14 protein-coding genes are annotated in these 15,661 nt (G+C 71.4%); 6 read left to right on the top strand and 8 right to left on the bottom strand.

Features of this window, described 5'->3' with window-relative positions:
* Window positions 1–95 precede the first annotated feature (95 nt).
* The 5 genes from hutH to ACZ7L9_RS12245 all read right to left on the bottom strand — a co-directional run bounded on the left by hutH (window position 96) and on the right by ACZ7L9_RS12245 (window position 6,392).
* A complete protein-coding gene (gene hutH / locus ACZ7L9_RS12265) occupies window positions 96–1,685 on the bottom strand; it encodes a histidine ammonia-lyase (RefSeq protein ID WP_471414696.1) in 1,590 nt (529 codons plus the stop codon).
* Between the two features lie 87 nt (window positions 1,686–1,772).
* Window positions 1,773–2,936 (bottom strand): GGDEF domain-containing protein, encoded by a 1,164-nt coding sequence (locus ACZ7L9_RS12260; RefSeq protein WP_471414658.1) that lies wholly within the window; start codon window positions 2,934–2,936, stop codon window positions 1,773–1,775.
* Between the two features lie 85 nt (window positions 2,937–3,021).
* The gene (locus ACZ7L9_RS12255; protein ID WP_471414655.1) at window positions 3,022–3,834 is read right to left on the bottom strand and encodes an enoyl-CoA hydratase/isomerase family protein; all 813 of its coding nucleotides are present in this window, start codon (window positions 3,832–3,834) and stop codon (window positions 3,022–3,024) included.
* A 135-nt stretch (window positions 3,835–3,969) separates the two neighbouring features.
* Window positions 3,970–5,142, bottom strand: a complete 1,173-nt coding sequence (locus ACZ7L9_RS12250) for an adenylate/guanylate cyclase domain-containing protein (RefSeq protein WP_471414653.1) — start codon at window positions 5,140–5,142, stop codon at window positions 3,970–3,972.
* 266 nt (window positions 5,143–5,408) lie between these two features.
* On the bottom strand, window positions 5,409–6,392 hold the full coding sequence (locus ACZ7L9_RS12245) for a biotin--[acetyl-CoA-carboxylase] ligase (protein WP_471414652.1): 984 nt from the start codon (window positions 6,390–6,392) through the stop codon (window positions 5,409–5,411).
* Window positions 6,393–6,548: 156 nt separating this feature from the next.
* Between ACZ7L9_RS12245 and ACZ7L9_RS12240 the strand changes: the two genes are divergently transcribed.
* The 4 genes from ACZ7L9_RS12240 to ACZ7L9_RS12225 all read left to right on the top strand — a co-directional run bounded on the left by ACZ7L9_RS12240 (window position 6,549) and on the right by ACZ7L9_RS12225 (window position 9,315).
* Complete coding sequence (locus ACZ7L9_RS12240) at window positions 6,549–8,141, top strand: acyl-CoA carboxylase subunit beta (RefSeq protein WP_471414650.1); 1,593 nt, start codon at window positions 6,549–6,551, stop codon at window positions 8,139–8,141.
* Window positions 8,142–8,155: 14 nt separating this feature from the next.
* Window positions 8,156–8,371 carry an acyl-CoA carboxylase epsilon subunit gene (locus ACZ7L9_RS12235; protein ID WP_471414648.1) on the top strand — a complete coding sequence of 72 codons (216 nt, stop codon included), beginning with the start codon at window positions 8,156–8,158 and terminating at the stop codon, window positions 8,369–8,371.
* Between the two features lie 152 nt (window positions 8,372–8,523).
* Window positions 8,524–8,652, top strand: coding sequence for a morphogenic membrane protein MmpB (gene mmpB, locus ACZ7L9_RS12230; protein WP_093900106.1), 129 nt, complete (start codon window positions 8,524–8,526; stop codon window positions 8,650–8,652).
* A 51-nt stretch (window positions 8,653–8,703) separates the two neighbouring features.
* The gene (locus ACZ7L9_RS12225) at window positions 8,704–9,315 is read left to right on the top strand and encodes a nucleoside triphosphate pyrophosphatase (RefSeq protein WP_471414646.1); all 612 of its coding nucleotides are present in this window, start codon (window positions 8,704–8,706) and stop codon (window positions 9,313–9,315) included.
* An 87-nt stretch (window positions 9,316–9,402) separates the two neighbouring features.
* Here ACZ7L9_RS12225 and ACZ7L9_RS12220 read toward each other — a convergent pair whose 3' ends face one another.
* A complete protein-coding gene (locus ACZ7L9_RS12220; protein WP_471414645.1) occupies window positions 9,403–9,864 on the bottom strand; it encodes a hypothetical protein in 462 nt (153 codons plus the stop codon).
* Window positions 9,865–10,275: 411 nt separating this feature from the next.
* On the opposite strand from ACZ7L9_RS12220, the gene ACZ7L9_RS12215 reads away from it, so the two are divergent.
* Entirely contained in the window at window positions 10,276–12,030 is a 1,755-nt protein-coding gene (locus ACZ7L9_RS12215; RefSeq protein WP_471414643.1) for an acetyl/propionyl/methylcrotonyl-CoA carboxylase subunit alpha, read from the top strand.
* A 179-nt stretch (window positions 12,031–12,209) separates the two neighbouring features.
* Complete coding sequence (locus ACZ7L9_RS12210; protein WP_471414640.1) at window positions 12,210–12,809, top strand: TetR/AcrR family transcriptional regulator; 600 nt, start codon at window positions 12,210–12,212, stop codon at window positions 12,807–12,809.
* 139 nt (window positions 12,810–12,948) lie between these two features.
* On the opposite strand, the gene ACZ7L9_RS12205 is transcribed toward ACZ7L9_RS12210, so the two are convergent.
* Window positions 12,949–13,920, bottom strand: a complete 972-nt coding sequence (locus ACZ7L9_RS12205) for a DeoR/GlpR family DNA-binding transcription regulator (RefSeq protein WP_471414639.1) — start codon at window positions 13,918–13,920, stop codon at window positions 12,949–12,951.
* A 240-nt stretch (window positions 13,921–14,160) separates the two neighbouring features.
* Window positions 14,161–15,600, bottom strand: coding sequence for an NAD(P)H-quinone dehydrogenase (locus ACZ7L9_RS12200; protein ID WP_471414637.1), 1,440 nt, complete (start codon window positions 15,598–15,600; stop codon window positions 14,161–14,163).
* Window positions 15,601–15,661 lie beyond the last annotated feature (61 nt).

The raw sequence follows: 15,661 nt of genomic DNA, 5'->3' as shown, positions 1-15,661 counted from the left end.
ACATGCTCGGCCGAAGGCCGCCTGCGTGCACCGCAGTTACCAATCCGAGTGATCAAGTACGACGAACCGTTCGGACCCCGAGGTTAAAGATCAAGTTAGCCCAGCGGTCCGGTCACCGGCTCGACCGCCGCGACCAGCCTGCCCGCCCGTACGAACGCGTCCGCCGCGGCCAGGTCCGGCGACAGGAAGCGGTCCGGTCCCGGCCCCTCGACACCCGCCGCGCGCAGCGCCTCGACGGCGGCTCGCGAGGCGGGCGCGGGGGTGAGGCCCTGGGCGGCGCGCAGTTCGAGGGCGCGGGTCGCCGCGCACAGCTCGACGGCGACGATCCGGGCGAGGCTGTCGACGGCGGTACGGAGCTTGCGCGCCGCCGACCAGCCCATGGAGACGTGGTCCTCCTGCATCGCGGAGGACGGGATCGAGTCGGCCGAGGCCGGGACCGCGAGCCGCTTCATCTCGCCGACCAGGGCGGCCTGGGTGTACTGGGCGAGCATCAGGCCCGAGTCCACACCGGGGTCTTCGGCGAGGAACGGCGGCAGCCCGTGCGAACGGTTCTTGTCCAGCAACCGGTCGGTGCGGCGCTCGGTGATCGAACCGAGGTCGGCCGCGACGATCGCCAGGAAGTCGAGTACGTACGCGATGGGGGCGCCGTGGAAGTTCCCGTTGGACTCGACCCGGCCTCCCCCGCTCTCGGCTCCGCTCGACCGGGAGGTACCCCCTCGCAGCACGACGGGATTGTCGACGGCTGAGGCGAGTTCGCGGTCCGCGACGGTCGCGGCGTAGTCGAGGGCGTCGCGTCCGGCGCCGTTGACCTGGGGAGCGCAGCGCACGGAGTAGGCGTCCTGCACGCGGGGCGCGGCGCCCGTGATCTCGGCGTGCCGCCCCGTGAGGCCGGAACCGGCGAGGACCCGCAGCATGTTGTCGGCGCTGACGCCCTGGCCCGGGTGCGGGCGGATGGCGTGCAGTTCCGGGGCGAGCACCTTGTCCGAGCCGAGCAGCGCCTCCAGGGAGAGGGCCGCGGTGATGTCGGCCGAGGTGTACAGGTTCTTCAGGTCGGCGAGGGCCATGACGAGCATGCCGAGCATGCCGTCGGTGCCGTTGAGGAGGGCGAGGCCCTCCTTCTCGCGCAGTTCGACCGGGGTGATGCCATGGGCGGCGAGCAGCTCGCCGGCGGGACGCACGGTGCCGTCGGGGCCCTCCGCGTCGCCCTCACCCATCAGCGTCAGGGCGCAGTGGGCGAGCGGGGCCAGGTCGCCGGAGCAGCCGAGCGAGCCGTACTCGTGGACGACGGGGGTGATGCCCGCGTTGAGGACGTCGGCCATGGTCTGTGCGACCTCGGGCCGTACACCGGTGTGCCCGGAGGCGGCCGTCTTCAGCCGCAGGAACATCAGCGCGCGAACGACCTCGCGCTCGACCCGCGGGCCCATGCCCGCGGCGTGCGAGCGGACGATGTTGCGCTGGAGCCGGCCGCGGAGGTCCTGGCCGATGTACCGGGCGGCCAGCGCCCCGAAGCCGGTGGAGACGCCGTAGACCGGTTCGGGCTCGGCGGCGAGCGCGTCCACGATCTCGCGGGCGGCGGCGAGCGCGCCCACGGCGGCCGCGGAGAGCTCGACGCGGGCATTGCCGCGGGCCACGGCGATGACGTCCCGGGCGGTCGTACCGGACGTCCCGACCACAACGGTGTGCATATCCACATGCAGAAGCGTACGGACGAATCCCGTCATGTCACCAGAAGGTCGTACGGTCGGCCCCTTACGGCCTGTCCGGTCACGCGGTCAGGGGCGGCTGCCGCGCAGGTGACGGCGGTCGTGCGGGGACCTGGGCGGCGCGTCGGCCAGCCGGATCACCTCGCTGTCCTGCCCTGCCACCACCGGCTCCGTGGAGCGCGCCGCCTTCGCCCGGTACTGAGCCGCGTCCGCCAGCCGGAACAGCCGCCGCGCGGACACCACCGGGCCGATCGGATCGCCGGTCGACGCGATCCCGCACGCCACCCCGTCTCCGAGTTCCAACTCGGCCGCCCGGTCGCAGAGTTCGGTCGCCACCCGGATCACGTCGTCCGACTCCGGGCCGACCGCGAGCAGACAGAACTCGTCGCCGCCGAGCCGGGCCGCGAGCGCGCCGGGCAGCATGGCACCGCAGCGGGACAGCACCGAGCCGAAACGTTCCAGCAGACGGTCGCCGACGGCGTGGCCGTGAGTGTCGTTGACCCGCTTCAGACCGTTGAGGTCGCAGACGACGAGGCTGACCACCGCGCCGTCCGCCCGATGCCGCTCCACCGCCTCGTCGAGCCGCACATCGACGGAACGGCGGTTGGCCAGCCCGGTGAGCGGATCGGTGAAGGCGAGCCTGCGGACCTCTTCGAGCCGTTCGGTCTGGGAGATCCCGGCGGCGACGACCGAGGCCAGCACGGTCGCGAAGTCCGCGTCCGCCCGCCCGAACACCGGCTCCCCCACCGGGCGGGCCACATACAGCTCGCCCCAGGCCCGCCCGTGCAGCACGATCGGCGCGACCACGCAGCAGCCACGCCCGCGCCGGCGCAGGGCGGCCACCCGCTGCCGGCCGTACTCGCGGCCGTACCCGCACATCTCGGCGCCCGGCATCCCCTCCACCGCGCCGTCGGCGGTCTCCACCCAGGCGTCCGGTTCACCGCCGCCGGCCCACCGTTCGTGCAGGAACTCGGTGATCTCCGGGAACTGGTGCACCGGGTACGTCTCCTCCTCGGGGAACTCCTCCTCCCCTTCGGCCCGTTCGCCCGCGTTCACCAGCACGCGCAGCCGCCCTGGCCCGCGCTCCCACACGGAGAGCGCGGCAAAGCTGCCGCCCAACGCCTCGCACGCCCCCAGCGCAGCCGCTCGCCACGACCCCCGCGGCGTGTGCGCCGCCGCCATCATCTGCGCAAGCGAAACCACGGCCCGCAGGCGCGCATCATCACCACCCATCGCTACAGCTTATGTAGATTTGCGGTGATTTGATCAGTTTGAGATATCACGGGTGTCCACTGCGTGTCCCTTTGAACACCCGGCGTCATTCGCCGGGCCAGTTCGGCTTCCTCTTCTCGTTGAACGCGGCCACGCCCTCGGCCCGGTCGCCGGAGAAGGCCACCGACCGCCAGGCGGCGTCCTCGACTTCGAGACCCGCCCGCAGATCCAGGCCGTGACCGAGCCGCAGCGCCCGCTTGGCGGCCCGCAGCCCCACCGGGGAGTTGGCGGCGATCCGGCCCGCGAGCGCCAGCGCGGCCTCGCGGTCCCGCCCCGCCTCCACCAGCTCGTCGACCAGCCCCGCGTCGCGCGCCTCGGCCGCCTCCACGCGCCGGGCCGTGAAGACCAGCTCGGCGGCGCGCGCCGCACCGATCCGCCGCGGCAGCAACTGCGTACCGCCGCCGCCCGGGATGACACCGACGGACACCTCGGGCAGGCCCACCACGGCCGTGCGGTCCGCGACGATCAGGTCGCAGGACAGGGCCAGCTCGAATCCACCGCCGAGCGCGAAGCCGTGCACGGCCGCGATCGTCGGCATCGGCAGTTCGAGCACGCCGGTGTAGGCGGCGCGGGCGGTGGGGCGCTGGCGCAACAGGTCGGCGTCGGTGAAGGAGTTCCGCTCCTTCAGGTCCGCGCCCACACAGAAGGCCCGCTCGTGGCTCGACGTGAGGACGGTGGCCCGTACGCCCGGGTCGGCGGCGAGCGCGGCACAGGCGGCGGCGATCGAGCGGGCCATCTCCGTGGACACCGCGTTCATCGCCTTGGGCCGGTCGAGGACCAGCTCGGCGACGTGTTCCTGCCCTTCGTGGACCCGCACGACGACGAATTCCCCGAACCGCTGCTCGGACGTGACGGTCATGACTGCACCCCTCCGGTTAACGATCGTTACCGGAAGGATCCTATGGGGCGCCTCGGACAGGGTCCCGGGTGAGAGCCTGTCGGGTGGCCTCCGGGCCGTGCGTGACGAGCGGTCGGCGGTGGGTTCGGAACGGGCTCAGGACGTGCCCCGGCGCGCCAGCAGCCAGGGCTCCACGACGCCGAGGCCGCGCACCGGGCGCTGCCACATCGGCTGCAGCCCGTAGCGGTACCTGGGCACGGACACCGGCTCCACGCCGTCCTGGCGTTCCTTCTCCGCGATCGCGGCCTCCTCCGCCGCCTGCGCCTCGGAGGCCGGGGCGTCGCCGGTGCGGGTCAGCTCCTGGGCGAACGCACCGTCCACCAGCACGGCGTCCTTCGGCGCTATCGAGGTCAGCCGACTGGCGAGGTTCACCGTCGTACCGAAGACATCGCCCATTCGGGTGGTGACCGTGCCGAACGCGATGCCGACCCGCAGCGCGGGCATCGTGTCGTCCTGGGTCATCGCCTCGATCAGGCGCAGCGCGATCTCGGCCGCGGTGCCGGCGTCGTCGGCGGCGAAGAGGACCTCGTCGCCGAGGGTCTTGATGAGCCGGCCGCCGTGGGCGGCGACCAGGTCGGCGCAGGTGGTCTCGAACGCCTCGACCAGTTCGCCGAGCTCCTCCTCCTCCAGCCGCCGGGTCAGCCGGGTGAACCCGACGAGGTCGGCGAAGCCGACGGCGAGGCGCCGGTCGACCATCTCCTCGTCGTCGGCGGCCTGCACGACCCGGCCGGTGGCGGCGGCGAGCTGGCGCCGCCACACGTACACCAGGAACTCCTCCAGCTCCGGGAGGAGCAGCTCGACCAGCGGGTACGTGACCTCGGTGCGGGTCATTCCGGGCTCGGGCGGCTCGGTCAGCCCTTCCAGGAAGGAATCGATCTGCCACTCCGCCAGCCGGGCGGTGGTCTGCCCGGTGGACCGGGCGACCTGGATCGCCATCGGCTCGCTGAGCAGCCCCGCCTCGACGAGGCCGGCGAGCCGGCGCAGCGCCAGCACATCGGCCTCCGTGAGCGCCTTGGCCTGCCCGATGTCGGCGAAGCCCATGGCCCGCCAGAACCGGGATGCCAGATCCATCGAGACGCCGGCGGTACGGGCCGCCTGGAACGGTGTGTAGCGACGGTCGGCGCCCAGGATCAGCTGTTCGAGCCGGATCGCGAGGGGATCGTCGGTCGGTTCCGCCGTGTGGTCGACGTCGTGATGCGGTGTCGGGTGGACCGAGGGTTCTGGCGGGGGCTCCGCGCCCGCGCCGGAGGTCGTGTCGTCGACGGTCACCAGCCGCCTCCTGCCCGTTCCCTGCGCACTGCCCTGCCGATCTGTCGGTGGATCGCCTCAACGATACGGCAGGTGTGCCGTGGCTCACGTCCCCATGGTCTCCGGGAATGTTCCCGGGTGAGCCAGGGGCGTGGTGGGTTTCTGCCGGTGGGGGGCCAGGAGGGCACGGTCTCGTGGGTGATTTTCAGCCCGTCCGGTGATCGAGGACAGAACGGCAACCGGACGGCCCCGGGGGAACCACACGCACACCGCGATGGACCCGCCCCTCACGTCAGGCCGCCCCCGAGCCCCCGCAGGTGCACGATGTCGCCCGCGGACACGGGTTCCTGGAGGCCGTCGTCGGTGGACAGGATCAGGCGGCCGTCGCTGTCGATCGCCACGGCCTCGCCGGTGAGCGTGCGGTCGCCGGGGAGCTGGGCCCGCACCGTCCGGCCCAGGGTCGCGCAGCCCGCCGCGTACGCCTCCTGCAGGCCGCTCGCCGCCGCGTCGCCGTCCGCCGCGCGCCACTGGACGTACCAGTGCTCCAGCGAGCGCAGTACGCCGCGCAGCAGCGTGTCCCGATCGGTGGAGACCGCGCCGGCCAGGGCCAGCGAGCCGGCCGTGGGGGCGGGGAGTTCGTCGGCACGCAGGGAGACGTTGAGGCCGATGCCCACGACGACACCGTTCCCGGCTCGCTCGGCCAGGATGCCGCCTGCCTTGCGTTCCTCGCCCAGTGGGGTCTGCGCTGGACGGAGCTTGTCGGAGCCCTTGAGTGGGGTCTCCCCTGGACGGAGCTTGTCGGAGCCCTTGAGTGGGGTCTCCCCTGGACGGAGCTTGTCGGAGCCCTTGGGGATGGTCACCAGGAGGTCGTTGGGCCATTTCAGGGCCGTGTCGACGCCCGCAGCACGCGCCAGGCCCGTAGCCGTCGCGACGCCGGCGAGCAGGGGCAGCCAGCCCCACTGCCGCACGGGGATGTCGCCCGGCGCCAGGAAGACGGAGAAGAACAGGCCCGAACGGGCCGGAGCAGTCCAGGTCCGGTCCAGCCGACCGCGGCCGGCGGTCTGCTCCTCGGCGACCAGCACGGCTCCCTCGGCGAGGCCCTCCGCCGCTCGCCGGGCAAGGTCGGAGTTGGTGGACCCGGTGGTCTCCACGACGTCGAGCGAGGTCCACAGTCCGCCCGGCCGCAGCAGCCCGCGGCGCAGGGCGGGGACGTTCAGGGGCGGCCGGTCGAGGTCCGACCAGCGGCTTTGATGCGCATCCGAAGGTGTCATGCAAGCCAGACTAGGTGTGGTAAACGACGCACTGCCGAACCGGATCGACGCCGATACGCTACGGATCAGTAGGTGTTCAGTACCTGATCAGTGGGTTTTCAGCAACTGATCAGCCGCACAGTCGTCCCCCGTGACCAGGCAGGGAGCCGCCACCCGATGTCCGAGCCGGAAGAGATCGACATCCACACCACCGCGGGCAAGATCGCGGACCTGCAGCGCCGCGTCGACGAAGCGACACACGCGGGCTCCGAACGCGCGGTCGAGAAGCAGCACGCGAAAGGCAAGTTGACCGCGCGCGAGCGGATCGACCTGCTGCTCGACCAGGGCTCCTTCGTGGAGCTCGACGAGTTCGCCCGGCACCGTTCCACGAGCTTCGGCATCGAGAAGAACCGCCCCTACGGAGACGGCGTCGTCACCGGCTACGGCACGGTCGACGGCCGCCCCGTCTGCGTCTACTCGCAGGACTTCACCATCTTCGGCGGCTCGCTCGGCGAGGTCTACGGTGAGAAGATCGTCAAGGTGATGGACTTCGCGCTGAAGACCGGCTGCCCGGTCATCGGCATCAACGACGGCGGCGGCGCACGCATCCAGGAAGGCGTGGCCGCGCTCGGTCTGTTCGCCGAGATCTTCCGCCGCAATGTGCACGCCTCGGGCGTCGTCCCGCAGATCTCGCTGATCGTCGGCCCCTGCGCGGGCGGCGCGGTCTACTCCCCCGCGATCACCGACTTCACCGTCATGGTCGACCAGACGTCGCACATGTTCATCACGGGCCCCGACGTCATCAAGACCGTCACCGGTGAGGACGTCGGCTTCGAGCAGCTCGGCGGCGCCCGCACCCACAACACCACGTCCGGCGTGGCGCATCACATGGCGGGCGACGAGAAGGACGCCATCGAGTACGTCAAGTCGCTGCTGTCGTACCTCCCTTCGAACAACCTCTCCGAGGCACCGGCCTTCCCGGAGGTGGCCGACCTCACCACCACGGACGAGGACCGCGAGCTCGACACCCTCATCCCGGACTCGGCGAACCAGCCGTACGACATGCACACCGCCATCGAGCACGTGCTGGATGACGGCGAATTCCTGGAGACCCAGGCCCTGTTCGCGCCGAACATCATCACCGGCTTCGGGCGCGTCGAGGGATATCCGGTCGGCATCGTCGCCAACCAGCCGATGCAGTTCGCGGGCTGCCTGGACATCAACGCGAGCGAGAAGGCGGCCCGGTTCGTCCGCACCTGCGACGCGTTCAACGTGCCCGTGCTGACCTTCGTCGACGTTCCCGGCTTCCTGCCCGGCGTCGACCAGGAGTACGGCGGCATCATCCGCCGCGGCGCCAAACTGATCTACGCCTACGCGGAGGCGACCGTCCCGCTGATCACGGTGATCACCCGCAAGGCGTTCGGCGGCGCGTACGACGTGATGGGCTCCAAGCACCTGGGCGCCGACATCAACGTGGCCTGGCCGACCGCACAGATCGCCGTCATGGGCGCGCAGGGCGCGGTGAACATCCTGCACCGCCGCACCATCGCCGCCGTCACGGACCCCGCCGAGGCGGAAGCCACCCGCGCCGCGCTGATCGCCGACTACGAGGACGCGCTGCTCAACCCGTACGTCGCGGCCGAACGCGGCTACGTCGACGCGGTGGTCCTGCCGTCCGACACCCGCGCGCACATCGTGAAGGGGCTGCGCCAGCTGCGTACGAAGCGGGAATCGCTGCCCCCGAAGAAGCACGGCAACATCCCCCTCTAGAAAGGGTCCTGGCCATGATCAAGGTCGTACGGGGCAACCCGACCCCTGAGGAGCTGGCTGCCGCCTTGGCGGTGGTCCGGGCACGCGCGGCGACGTCCGCGATGTCGTCCGGCACACCGTCCCTCACGTCGGCGCCGCCCGGTCAGTGGTCCGACCCTGGGCGCATCGCCCGGCGTGAGCGCCGTCTGCCGGGGCCGCGGGCCTGGGCGCGGACGTACTGGCCCGGCTAGGCCCTGTCCTGCCGCACGCGCTTTCCGGAGGCCCCGGTCCGTACGGGCCGGGGCCTCCGGTGCGTCCCGGCCCGATTCTGGTCCGTACGCACCAGGGCGCCTGAGTACCCGTACTCAGGCGCGGCATACGCCTGCGCAGCAGGATCGGTCCCATGCTGTGGTCCGACCCCGAGAACAAGCCGCCGAAGGAACTGCGCGACGCCCAGGACATGATGCGGCGCGCGGGGCTGGTGCTGGCGCTGGCGATGGTGGTCGCGATGTTCGTGCTCGGGACGCGGTGAGGGGCACCGTGACAGCGGCTCCGCCCCTGCCTTCCACGATCGCCTTCTACGATGGCGCGTATGACTGATCAGCGCCGTCTCGTGCTCGCCTCCGCTTCCCCCGCCCGTCTCGGTCTTCTGCGGCAGGCCGGATTCTCGCCCGAGGTGATCGTCAGCGGGGTGGACGAGGACGCGCTCGGCGCCCCGACGCCGGCCGAGCTGGCGCTCGTCCTCGCCGAGGCCAAGGCCGCCGCGGTGGCCGGCCGGCCGGAGGCGGCGGGTGCCCTGGTCATCGGATGCGACTCGGTGCTCGAACTCGACGGCGAGGCGCTCGGCAAGCCGGCCGACGACGAGGAGGCCATCGCCCGCTGGAAGTCCATGCGTGGCCGGGCCGGGGTGCTGCGGACCGGCCACAGCGTGATCGACACCGTGACCGGACGCACGGCCTCGGCGACCGCCTCCACGACCGTCCGCTTCGGCGAACCGACGGACGCGGAGGTCGCCGCCTACGTGGCCTCGGGCGAGCCGCTCCACGTCGCGGGCGCCTTCACGCTGGACGGCCGGTCCGCACCGTTCGTCGACTCCATCGAGGGCGACCACGGCAACGTCATCGGGCTCTCGCTGCCGCTGCTGCGCAGGCTGCTGGGCGAGCTGGGGGTCTCCGTCACCGAGCTCTGGGTCTGAGCGGGACCGGATGAGCGGGACCGAATGGGCCTGACCGGGTGAGCGCCTGACCGTACGGGTCAGGCCCGCTCCGTCGGACCGTACGGGTCAGATCGGGGCCGGAGCATTCGGTTCGGCGTCATCCACGGGCCGGACGGTCTCGGGTCCGGGGCGGGGGCCGTACGCCACCAGCGTCAGCACGATCAGCCCGAGCACCACCATCATGAATCCGAACGCCGCCCAGCCGACCAGTCCCACGGTCAGCGCGCCCAGCACCCCGTGCACCACGGCGCAGGTGATGAGGGCGATGCGGCCGACCCGGCCGGGCGCCCGGTCGCGGATGCCGGTCAGCAGGAGGGCCAGCCCGCACAGCAGCAGATACAGGCCGAAGACGCCGCCCATCGCCCAGGTGCCGCCGGACATGGCGCCGGGTTCCAGCCCGGCCAGTGACATGTCCTGGTTCTTGACGACCGTCGCCAGGATGCCGTTGATGAGCACGATGCCCACGGCTTCCACGAACAGCACGATCGCGGCCACGAACGCCACCGGTCTGCGCACCACGGTGCTCACCCCCTGTTACCTGCAGTACGTGCGATAGCGCGGACCCTACTAACCGGTAACGCGCGGGACAAGGGTTCCGACGCCCTTTGCCCCGCCCCGCACCGCCGACGCGCCCCCTGCGCGCCTTCCCCGCGCCCTCCTGACCACGACTCTCGTGCGTCGGGCAAAGAATCGTTCGCCCATTAGTGGGGACTCCACAAAGAATCACCCGGCGTGGCTGCTTGCACGAACAGAGACCTGGACCACACCTCGTGGCTACTGTGCGGTCATGGATCCCGGCGTACCGTGGTGCCACAAGGGATTTCGCGACTTGAGCAAGCCTCGAATCACACTCCGTGTGGGCAAGCTCACCAGTGGGGACGGGTCGTAGGGCCGTGTCGGTAGTCCCTAAACTCAGCTTGTTTCAAGGAGGGAGCCATCGTGCGCAAGGTGCTCATCGCCAACCGTGGCGAAATTGCTGTCCGTGTTGCTCGGGCATGCCGGGATGCCGGGATCGGGAGCGTGGCCGTCTACGCCGACCCGGACCGCGACGCTCTGCATGTACGCGCGGCCGACGAGGCATTCGCCCTGGGCGGTGACACCCCGGCCGCCAGCTACCTGGACATGGCCAAGGTGCTCCAGGCTGCCAAGGACTCCGGGGCGGACGCGATCCACCCCGGCTACGGCTTCCTGTCGGAGAACGCCGATTTCGCCCAGGCCGTCATCGACGCGGGCCTGACGTGGATCGGCCCGCCGCCGCAGGCGATCCGCGACCTCGGCGACAAGGTCGCCGCCCGGCACATCGCGCAGCGCGCCGGCGCCCCGCTGGTGGCCGGTACGCCCGACCCGGTCGCGGGCTCGGCCGAGGTCGTGACGTTCGCGAAGCAGCACGGGCTGCCGATCGCGATCAAGGCCGCCTTCGGTGGCGGCGGCCGCGGGCTGAAGGTGGCCCGCACGCTGGAGGAGATCCCGGAGCTGTACGACTCCGCGGTCCGTGAGGCCGTCGCGGCGTTCGGCCGCGGCGAGTGCTTCGTGGAGCGCTACCTCGACAAGCCGCGCCACGTCGAGACGCAGTGCCTGGCCGACCAGCACGGCAACGTCGTCGTCGTCTCCACCCGTGACTGTTCGCTCCAGCGCCGCCACCAGAAGCTGGTCGAGGAGGCCCCCGCGCCGTTCCTGTCCGAGGCTCAGAACGCGGAGCTGTACGCGGCGTCGAAGGCCATCCTCAAGGAGGCCGGTTACGTCGGTGCAGGCACCGTGGAGTTCCTCGTCGGCACGGACGGCACCATCTCGTTCCTGGAGGTCAACACCCGCCTCCAGGTCGAGCACCCGGTCACCGAGGAGGTCACCGGCCTCGACCTCGTACGCGAGATGTTCCGCATCGCCGACGGCGAGAAGCTCGGCTACGACGACCCGGCCGTGCGCGGGCACTCCTTCGAGTTCCGGATCAACGGCGAGGACCCCGGCCGCGGCTTCCTCCCCGCCCCCGGCACCGTCACCGTCTTCGCCCCGCCGACCGGCCCCGGCGTCCGCCTCGACGCGGGCGTGGAGTCCGGTTCCGTCATCGGCCCCGCCTGGGACTCGCTGCTGGCGAAGCTCATCGTGACCGGCGCCACGCGTGAGCAGGCGCTGCAGCGGGCGGCGCGCGCGCTGGCCGAGTTCAACGTCGAGGGCATGGCCACCGCCATTCCGTTCCACCGCGCGGTCGTCGCCGACCCCGCGTTCACCAGCGACCCGTTCCGGATCCACACCCGGTGGATCGAGACGGAGTTCGTCAACGACATCAAGCCCTTCACCGCCGCCGCCGACGTGGAGGCGGAGGAGGAAGCCGGTCGCGAGACCGTGGTCGTCGAGGTCGGCGGCAAGCGTCTTGAGGTCTCGCTGCCCTCGTCGCTGGGCATGAGCCTGGCCCGTACGGGCCTCGCGGCGGGCGCCAAGCCCAAGCGCCGCGCGGCGAAGAAGGCCGGCTCCGCGGCCTCCGGCGACACGCTGGCGTCCCCGATGCAGGGCACCATCGTCAAGATCGCCGTCGAGGAGGGCCAGCAGGTCCAGGAGGGCGACCTCGTCGTCGTCCTGGAGGCCATGAAGATGGAACAGCCGCTGAACGCGCACCGCGCGGGCATCGTCAAGGGACTGGTCGCCGAGGTCGGCAGCTCGGTCTCCTCCGGCGCCGTGATCTGCGAGATCAAGGACTGATCGAGCGGTACCCGCGTTCCACCGGGGCCCCTGCGGAGTCGCCCGACTCCGCAGGGGCCCCGTTTCGGCTGTCCGGCAACCGGGTGCTTCACTCCTTTGGGCTTGCGTCGGTGCGGAGGGATCCTCCGCATTCGCAATGGCATCCTGGACCCTGGGGCGGAAAAAGGGAGGACTGCGCAATGTCGATGAGCACGGCACAGACGCCGGCCCGGCAAATGCGCGCCGATGCGCGCCGCAATTACGACCGGCTGCTGGGTGAGGCCCGTACCGCGTTCGCGGACCACGGCACGGATGCGTCCCTGGAGGACATCGCGCGACGTGCGGGCGTGGGGATCGGCACGCTGTACCGGCACTTCCCGAACCGGCACGCGCTGATGAGCGCCGTCTTCCAGGAGGCCCTGACGTCCCTGATCGACCGTTCCCGTGAACTCGCGGGGGCGGAGCAGCCGTGTGCGGGGCTGGTGGAGTGGCTGGGCGCGATCATCACCCATGCGGGTGAGTACCGCGGGCTCGCCCAGGCGCTCATGTCGACGTCACGGGACGAGACTTCGGCACTGTCGCGGTGCAATGTGCCGCTGCGCGAGGCGGGTTCGGTGCTGCTGGCGCGGGCGCAGGCGAGCGGGGCAGTGCGGGCGGATGTCTCCATCGACGACCTGATGCAGCTGACGAACGCGATCGCGCTGGCCGCGGAGCAGTCGCCGGACGACCCGGAGTTGGCGGGGCGACTGCTGATGCTGACCCTGCAGGGACTGAAGGGGCCGAACGCGGAGCAGGGTTGAGAGGGGGGCGCCGGGGTCGATTGCGGGCGCCCGGCAGAATCAAGCCCCTCCGGCGATCGAGGAACGGAGGGGAGGTCCGGGGGCGGTGCCCCCGGTTACGGGAAGGAGGAGGGGCGGGGACAAGCACCTCCCGCGCCCCCTACCGGCGCCGCAGATCCGCCACCCTCGCGCGGTCCCCCGGTCCCTGCTCCGCCAGCGCCGCCGCGCTCCTCAGTTGCTGTGGCCCCGGCCCTCCGGGGCCACCGCGCGTACGGCGCTGGCCGGGGAGCGGCATGTCGCGCCGGGGCTGGCGGCCCGGTGGGAGGGCTTCCGCCGGCGCCGGGCCGCTGCCCGCGCCGGCCACCGCGATCTGCACGCCCTGGTCCGCCAGCGCCTGGAGTTCGGTGGCAGCGCGGTCGTCGTGGCCGGGCGGTTCGTCCGTCACGAGGCGAGTGATCAGATCCGTCGGCACCGTCTGGAACATGGTGTCGGAGCCGAGCTTGGTGTGGTCCGCCAGGACCACCACCTCCGCCGCGGCCTGCACCAGGGCCCGGTCCACGCTCGCCGAAAGCATGTTGGACGTGGACAGGCCGCGCTCCGCGGTGAGCCCGCTCCCGGAAAGGAACGCGCGCGAGACCCGCAGCCCCTGGAGGGACTGCTCGGCGCCGCTGCCCACCAGGGCGTAGTTGGAGCCGCGTAAGGTGCCGCCCGTCATCACCACTTCCACCCGGTTGGCATGGGCCAGCGCCTGGGCGACCAGCAGTGAGTTGGTGACGACGGTCAGACCGGGGACCCGAGCGAGCCGGCGGGCCAGCTCCTGCGTGGTCGTACCGGCACCGACGACGATGGCCTCACCCTCTTCGACGAGACCCGCGGCCAGATCGGCGATGGCCGTCTTCTCCGCGGTGGCGAGATGGGATTTCTGCGGAAAGCCGGACTCCCGCGTAAAACCGCCCGGCAAAACCGCACCGCCGTGCCGGCGGTCGAGGAGTCCTTCTGCCTCCAGCGCCCGCACGTCCCGCCGTACGGTCACTTCGGAGGTCTGGACGACGCGGGCGAGCTCACGGAGCGATACCGCCCCGTTGGCACGCACCATTTCGAGGATCAACTGACGACGTTCTGCAGCGAACACGAAACTGACAGTAACGTGACACCAGAGCGTTTTCAGCAGTTTGCGCCGAATAACAGAAGTTGTGCATACAAGGGGCCGCCAAGTGGTATAGGAGGCCCCTTGTTGTTCCGTACTGATCGGCCGACGGCCGCTCGACGCCCACCCGGCGGTCTCCCCACGCCGCGAACGACCGCCTGAGCTGCCGCGAAGTGCCGGGGATCGCCGCGGATCGCCGCCGATCGCCGGGTTTCGCGACTGCGCCTACGCCTCGCCCGCGCTCTTCCGGGTGTGCAACTGCCGGGCCACTTCCGCGATCGATCCCGACAGGGACGGGTACACCGTGAAGGCGTTTGCGATCTGTTCGACTGTCAGATTGTTGTCGACCGCGATCGAGATCGGGTGAATGAGCTCGCTCGCCCGCGGCGCGACGACACAGCCGCCGACCACGATGCCGGTGCCGGGCCGGCAGAAGAGCTTGACGAAGCCGTCGCGGATGCCCTGCATCTTGGCGCGCGGGTTGCGCAGCAGCGGCAGCTTGACCACCCTGGCGTCGATCTTGCCGCCGTCGACGTCGGCCTGGGTGTATCCGACGGTGGCGATCTCGGGGTCGGTGAAGACGTTCGAGGAGACCGTCTTCAGGTTCAGCGGTGCCACCGCGTCCCCGAGGAAGTGGTACATCGCGATCCGGCCCTGCATGGCGGCGACCGAGGCGAGGGCGAAGATCCCGGTGACGTCACCGGCCGCGTACACGCCGGGGGCGCTGGTACGGGAGACCTTGTCGGTCCAGATGTGGCCGGACTCCTTGAGCCGGACCCCGGCCTCCTCCAGCCCCATGCCGGCGCTGTTCGGGATCGCACCGACCGCCATCAGGCAGTGCGAACCGGAGATGACCCGGCCGTCGGCGAGGGTGACCTCGACCCGGTCGCCGACGCGCTTCGCCGCCTGGGCGCGGGAGCGGGCCATGACGTTCATGCCGCGGCGGCGGAAGACGTCCTCCAGCACGGCGGCGGCGTCCGGGTCCTCGCCCGGCAGCACCCGGTCGCGGGACGAGACGAGGGTGACGCGCGAGCCGAGCGCCTGGTAGGCGCCCGCGAACTCGGCACCCGTCACACCGGAGCCGACCACGATGAGCTCCTCGGGGAGCTCGTCGAGGTCGTAGACCTGGGTCCAGTTCAGGATGCGCTCGCCGTCGGGGAGCGCATCCGGGATCTCCCGGGGGTGGCCACCGGTCGATATGAGGACGGCGTCGGCGGTGAGTGTCTCCTCCGTACCGTCGGCGGCGGTCACGACGACCGTGCGGGAGCCGTCGGCGGCCTGGAGTCCTTCGAGGCGGCCGCGGCCGCGCATCACCCGGGCGCCGGCCCGGGTGACGGACGCGGTGATGTCGTGGGACTGGGCGAGCGCCAGGCGCTTCACCCGCCGGTTGACCTTGCCGAGGTCGACGCCGACGACCCGGGCCGCCTGCTCGATGTATGGCGTGTCGTCGGCGACGATGATGCCCAGCTCCTCGTACGAGGAGTCGAAGGTGGTCATCACCTCTGCCGTCGCGATCAGGGTCTTCGAGGGCACGCAGTCGGTGAGCACGGACGCGCCGCCGAGGCCGTCGCAGTCGACGACGGTCACCTCCGCGCCGAGCTGGGCGCCCACCAGCGCCGCCTCGTATCCGCCGGGTCCGCCGCCGATGATCACGATCCGGGTCACGAAAAGTCCGCCTCGCGTATGTCATCCCGCGGCCGTCTGCTGCCCCGGCCGGGGGTCCGGG

Source organism: Streptomyces sp. NPDC111516 (genome assembly GCF_055635345.1).
The sequence above is the reverse complement of the archived record's forward strand: the minus strand, read 5'-3'. Positions and strand labels throughout refer to the sequence as shown.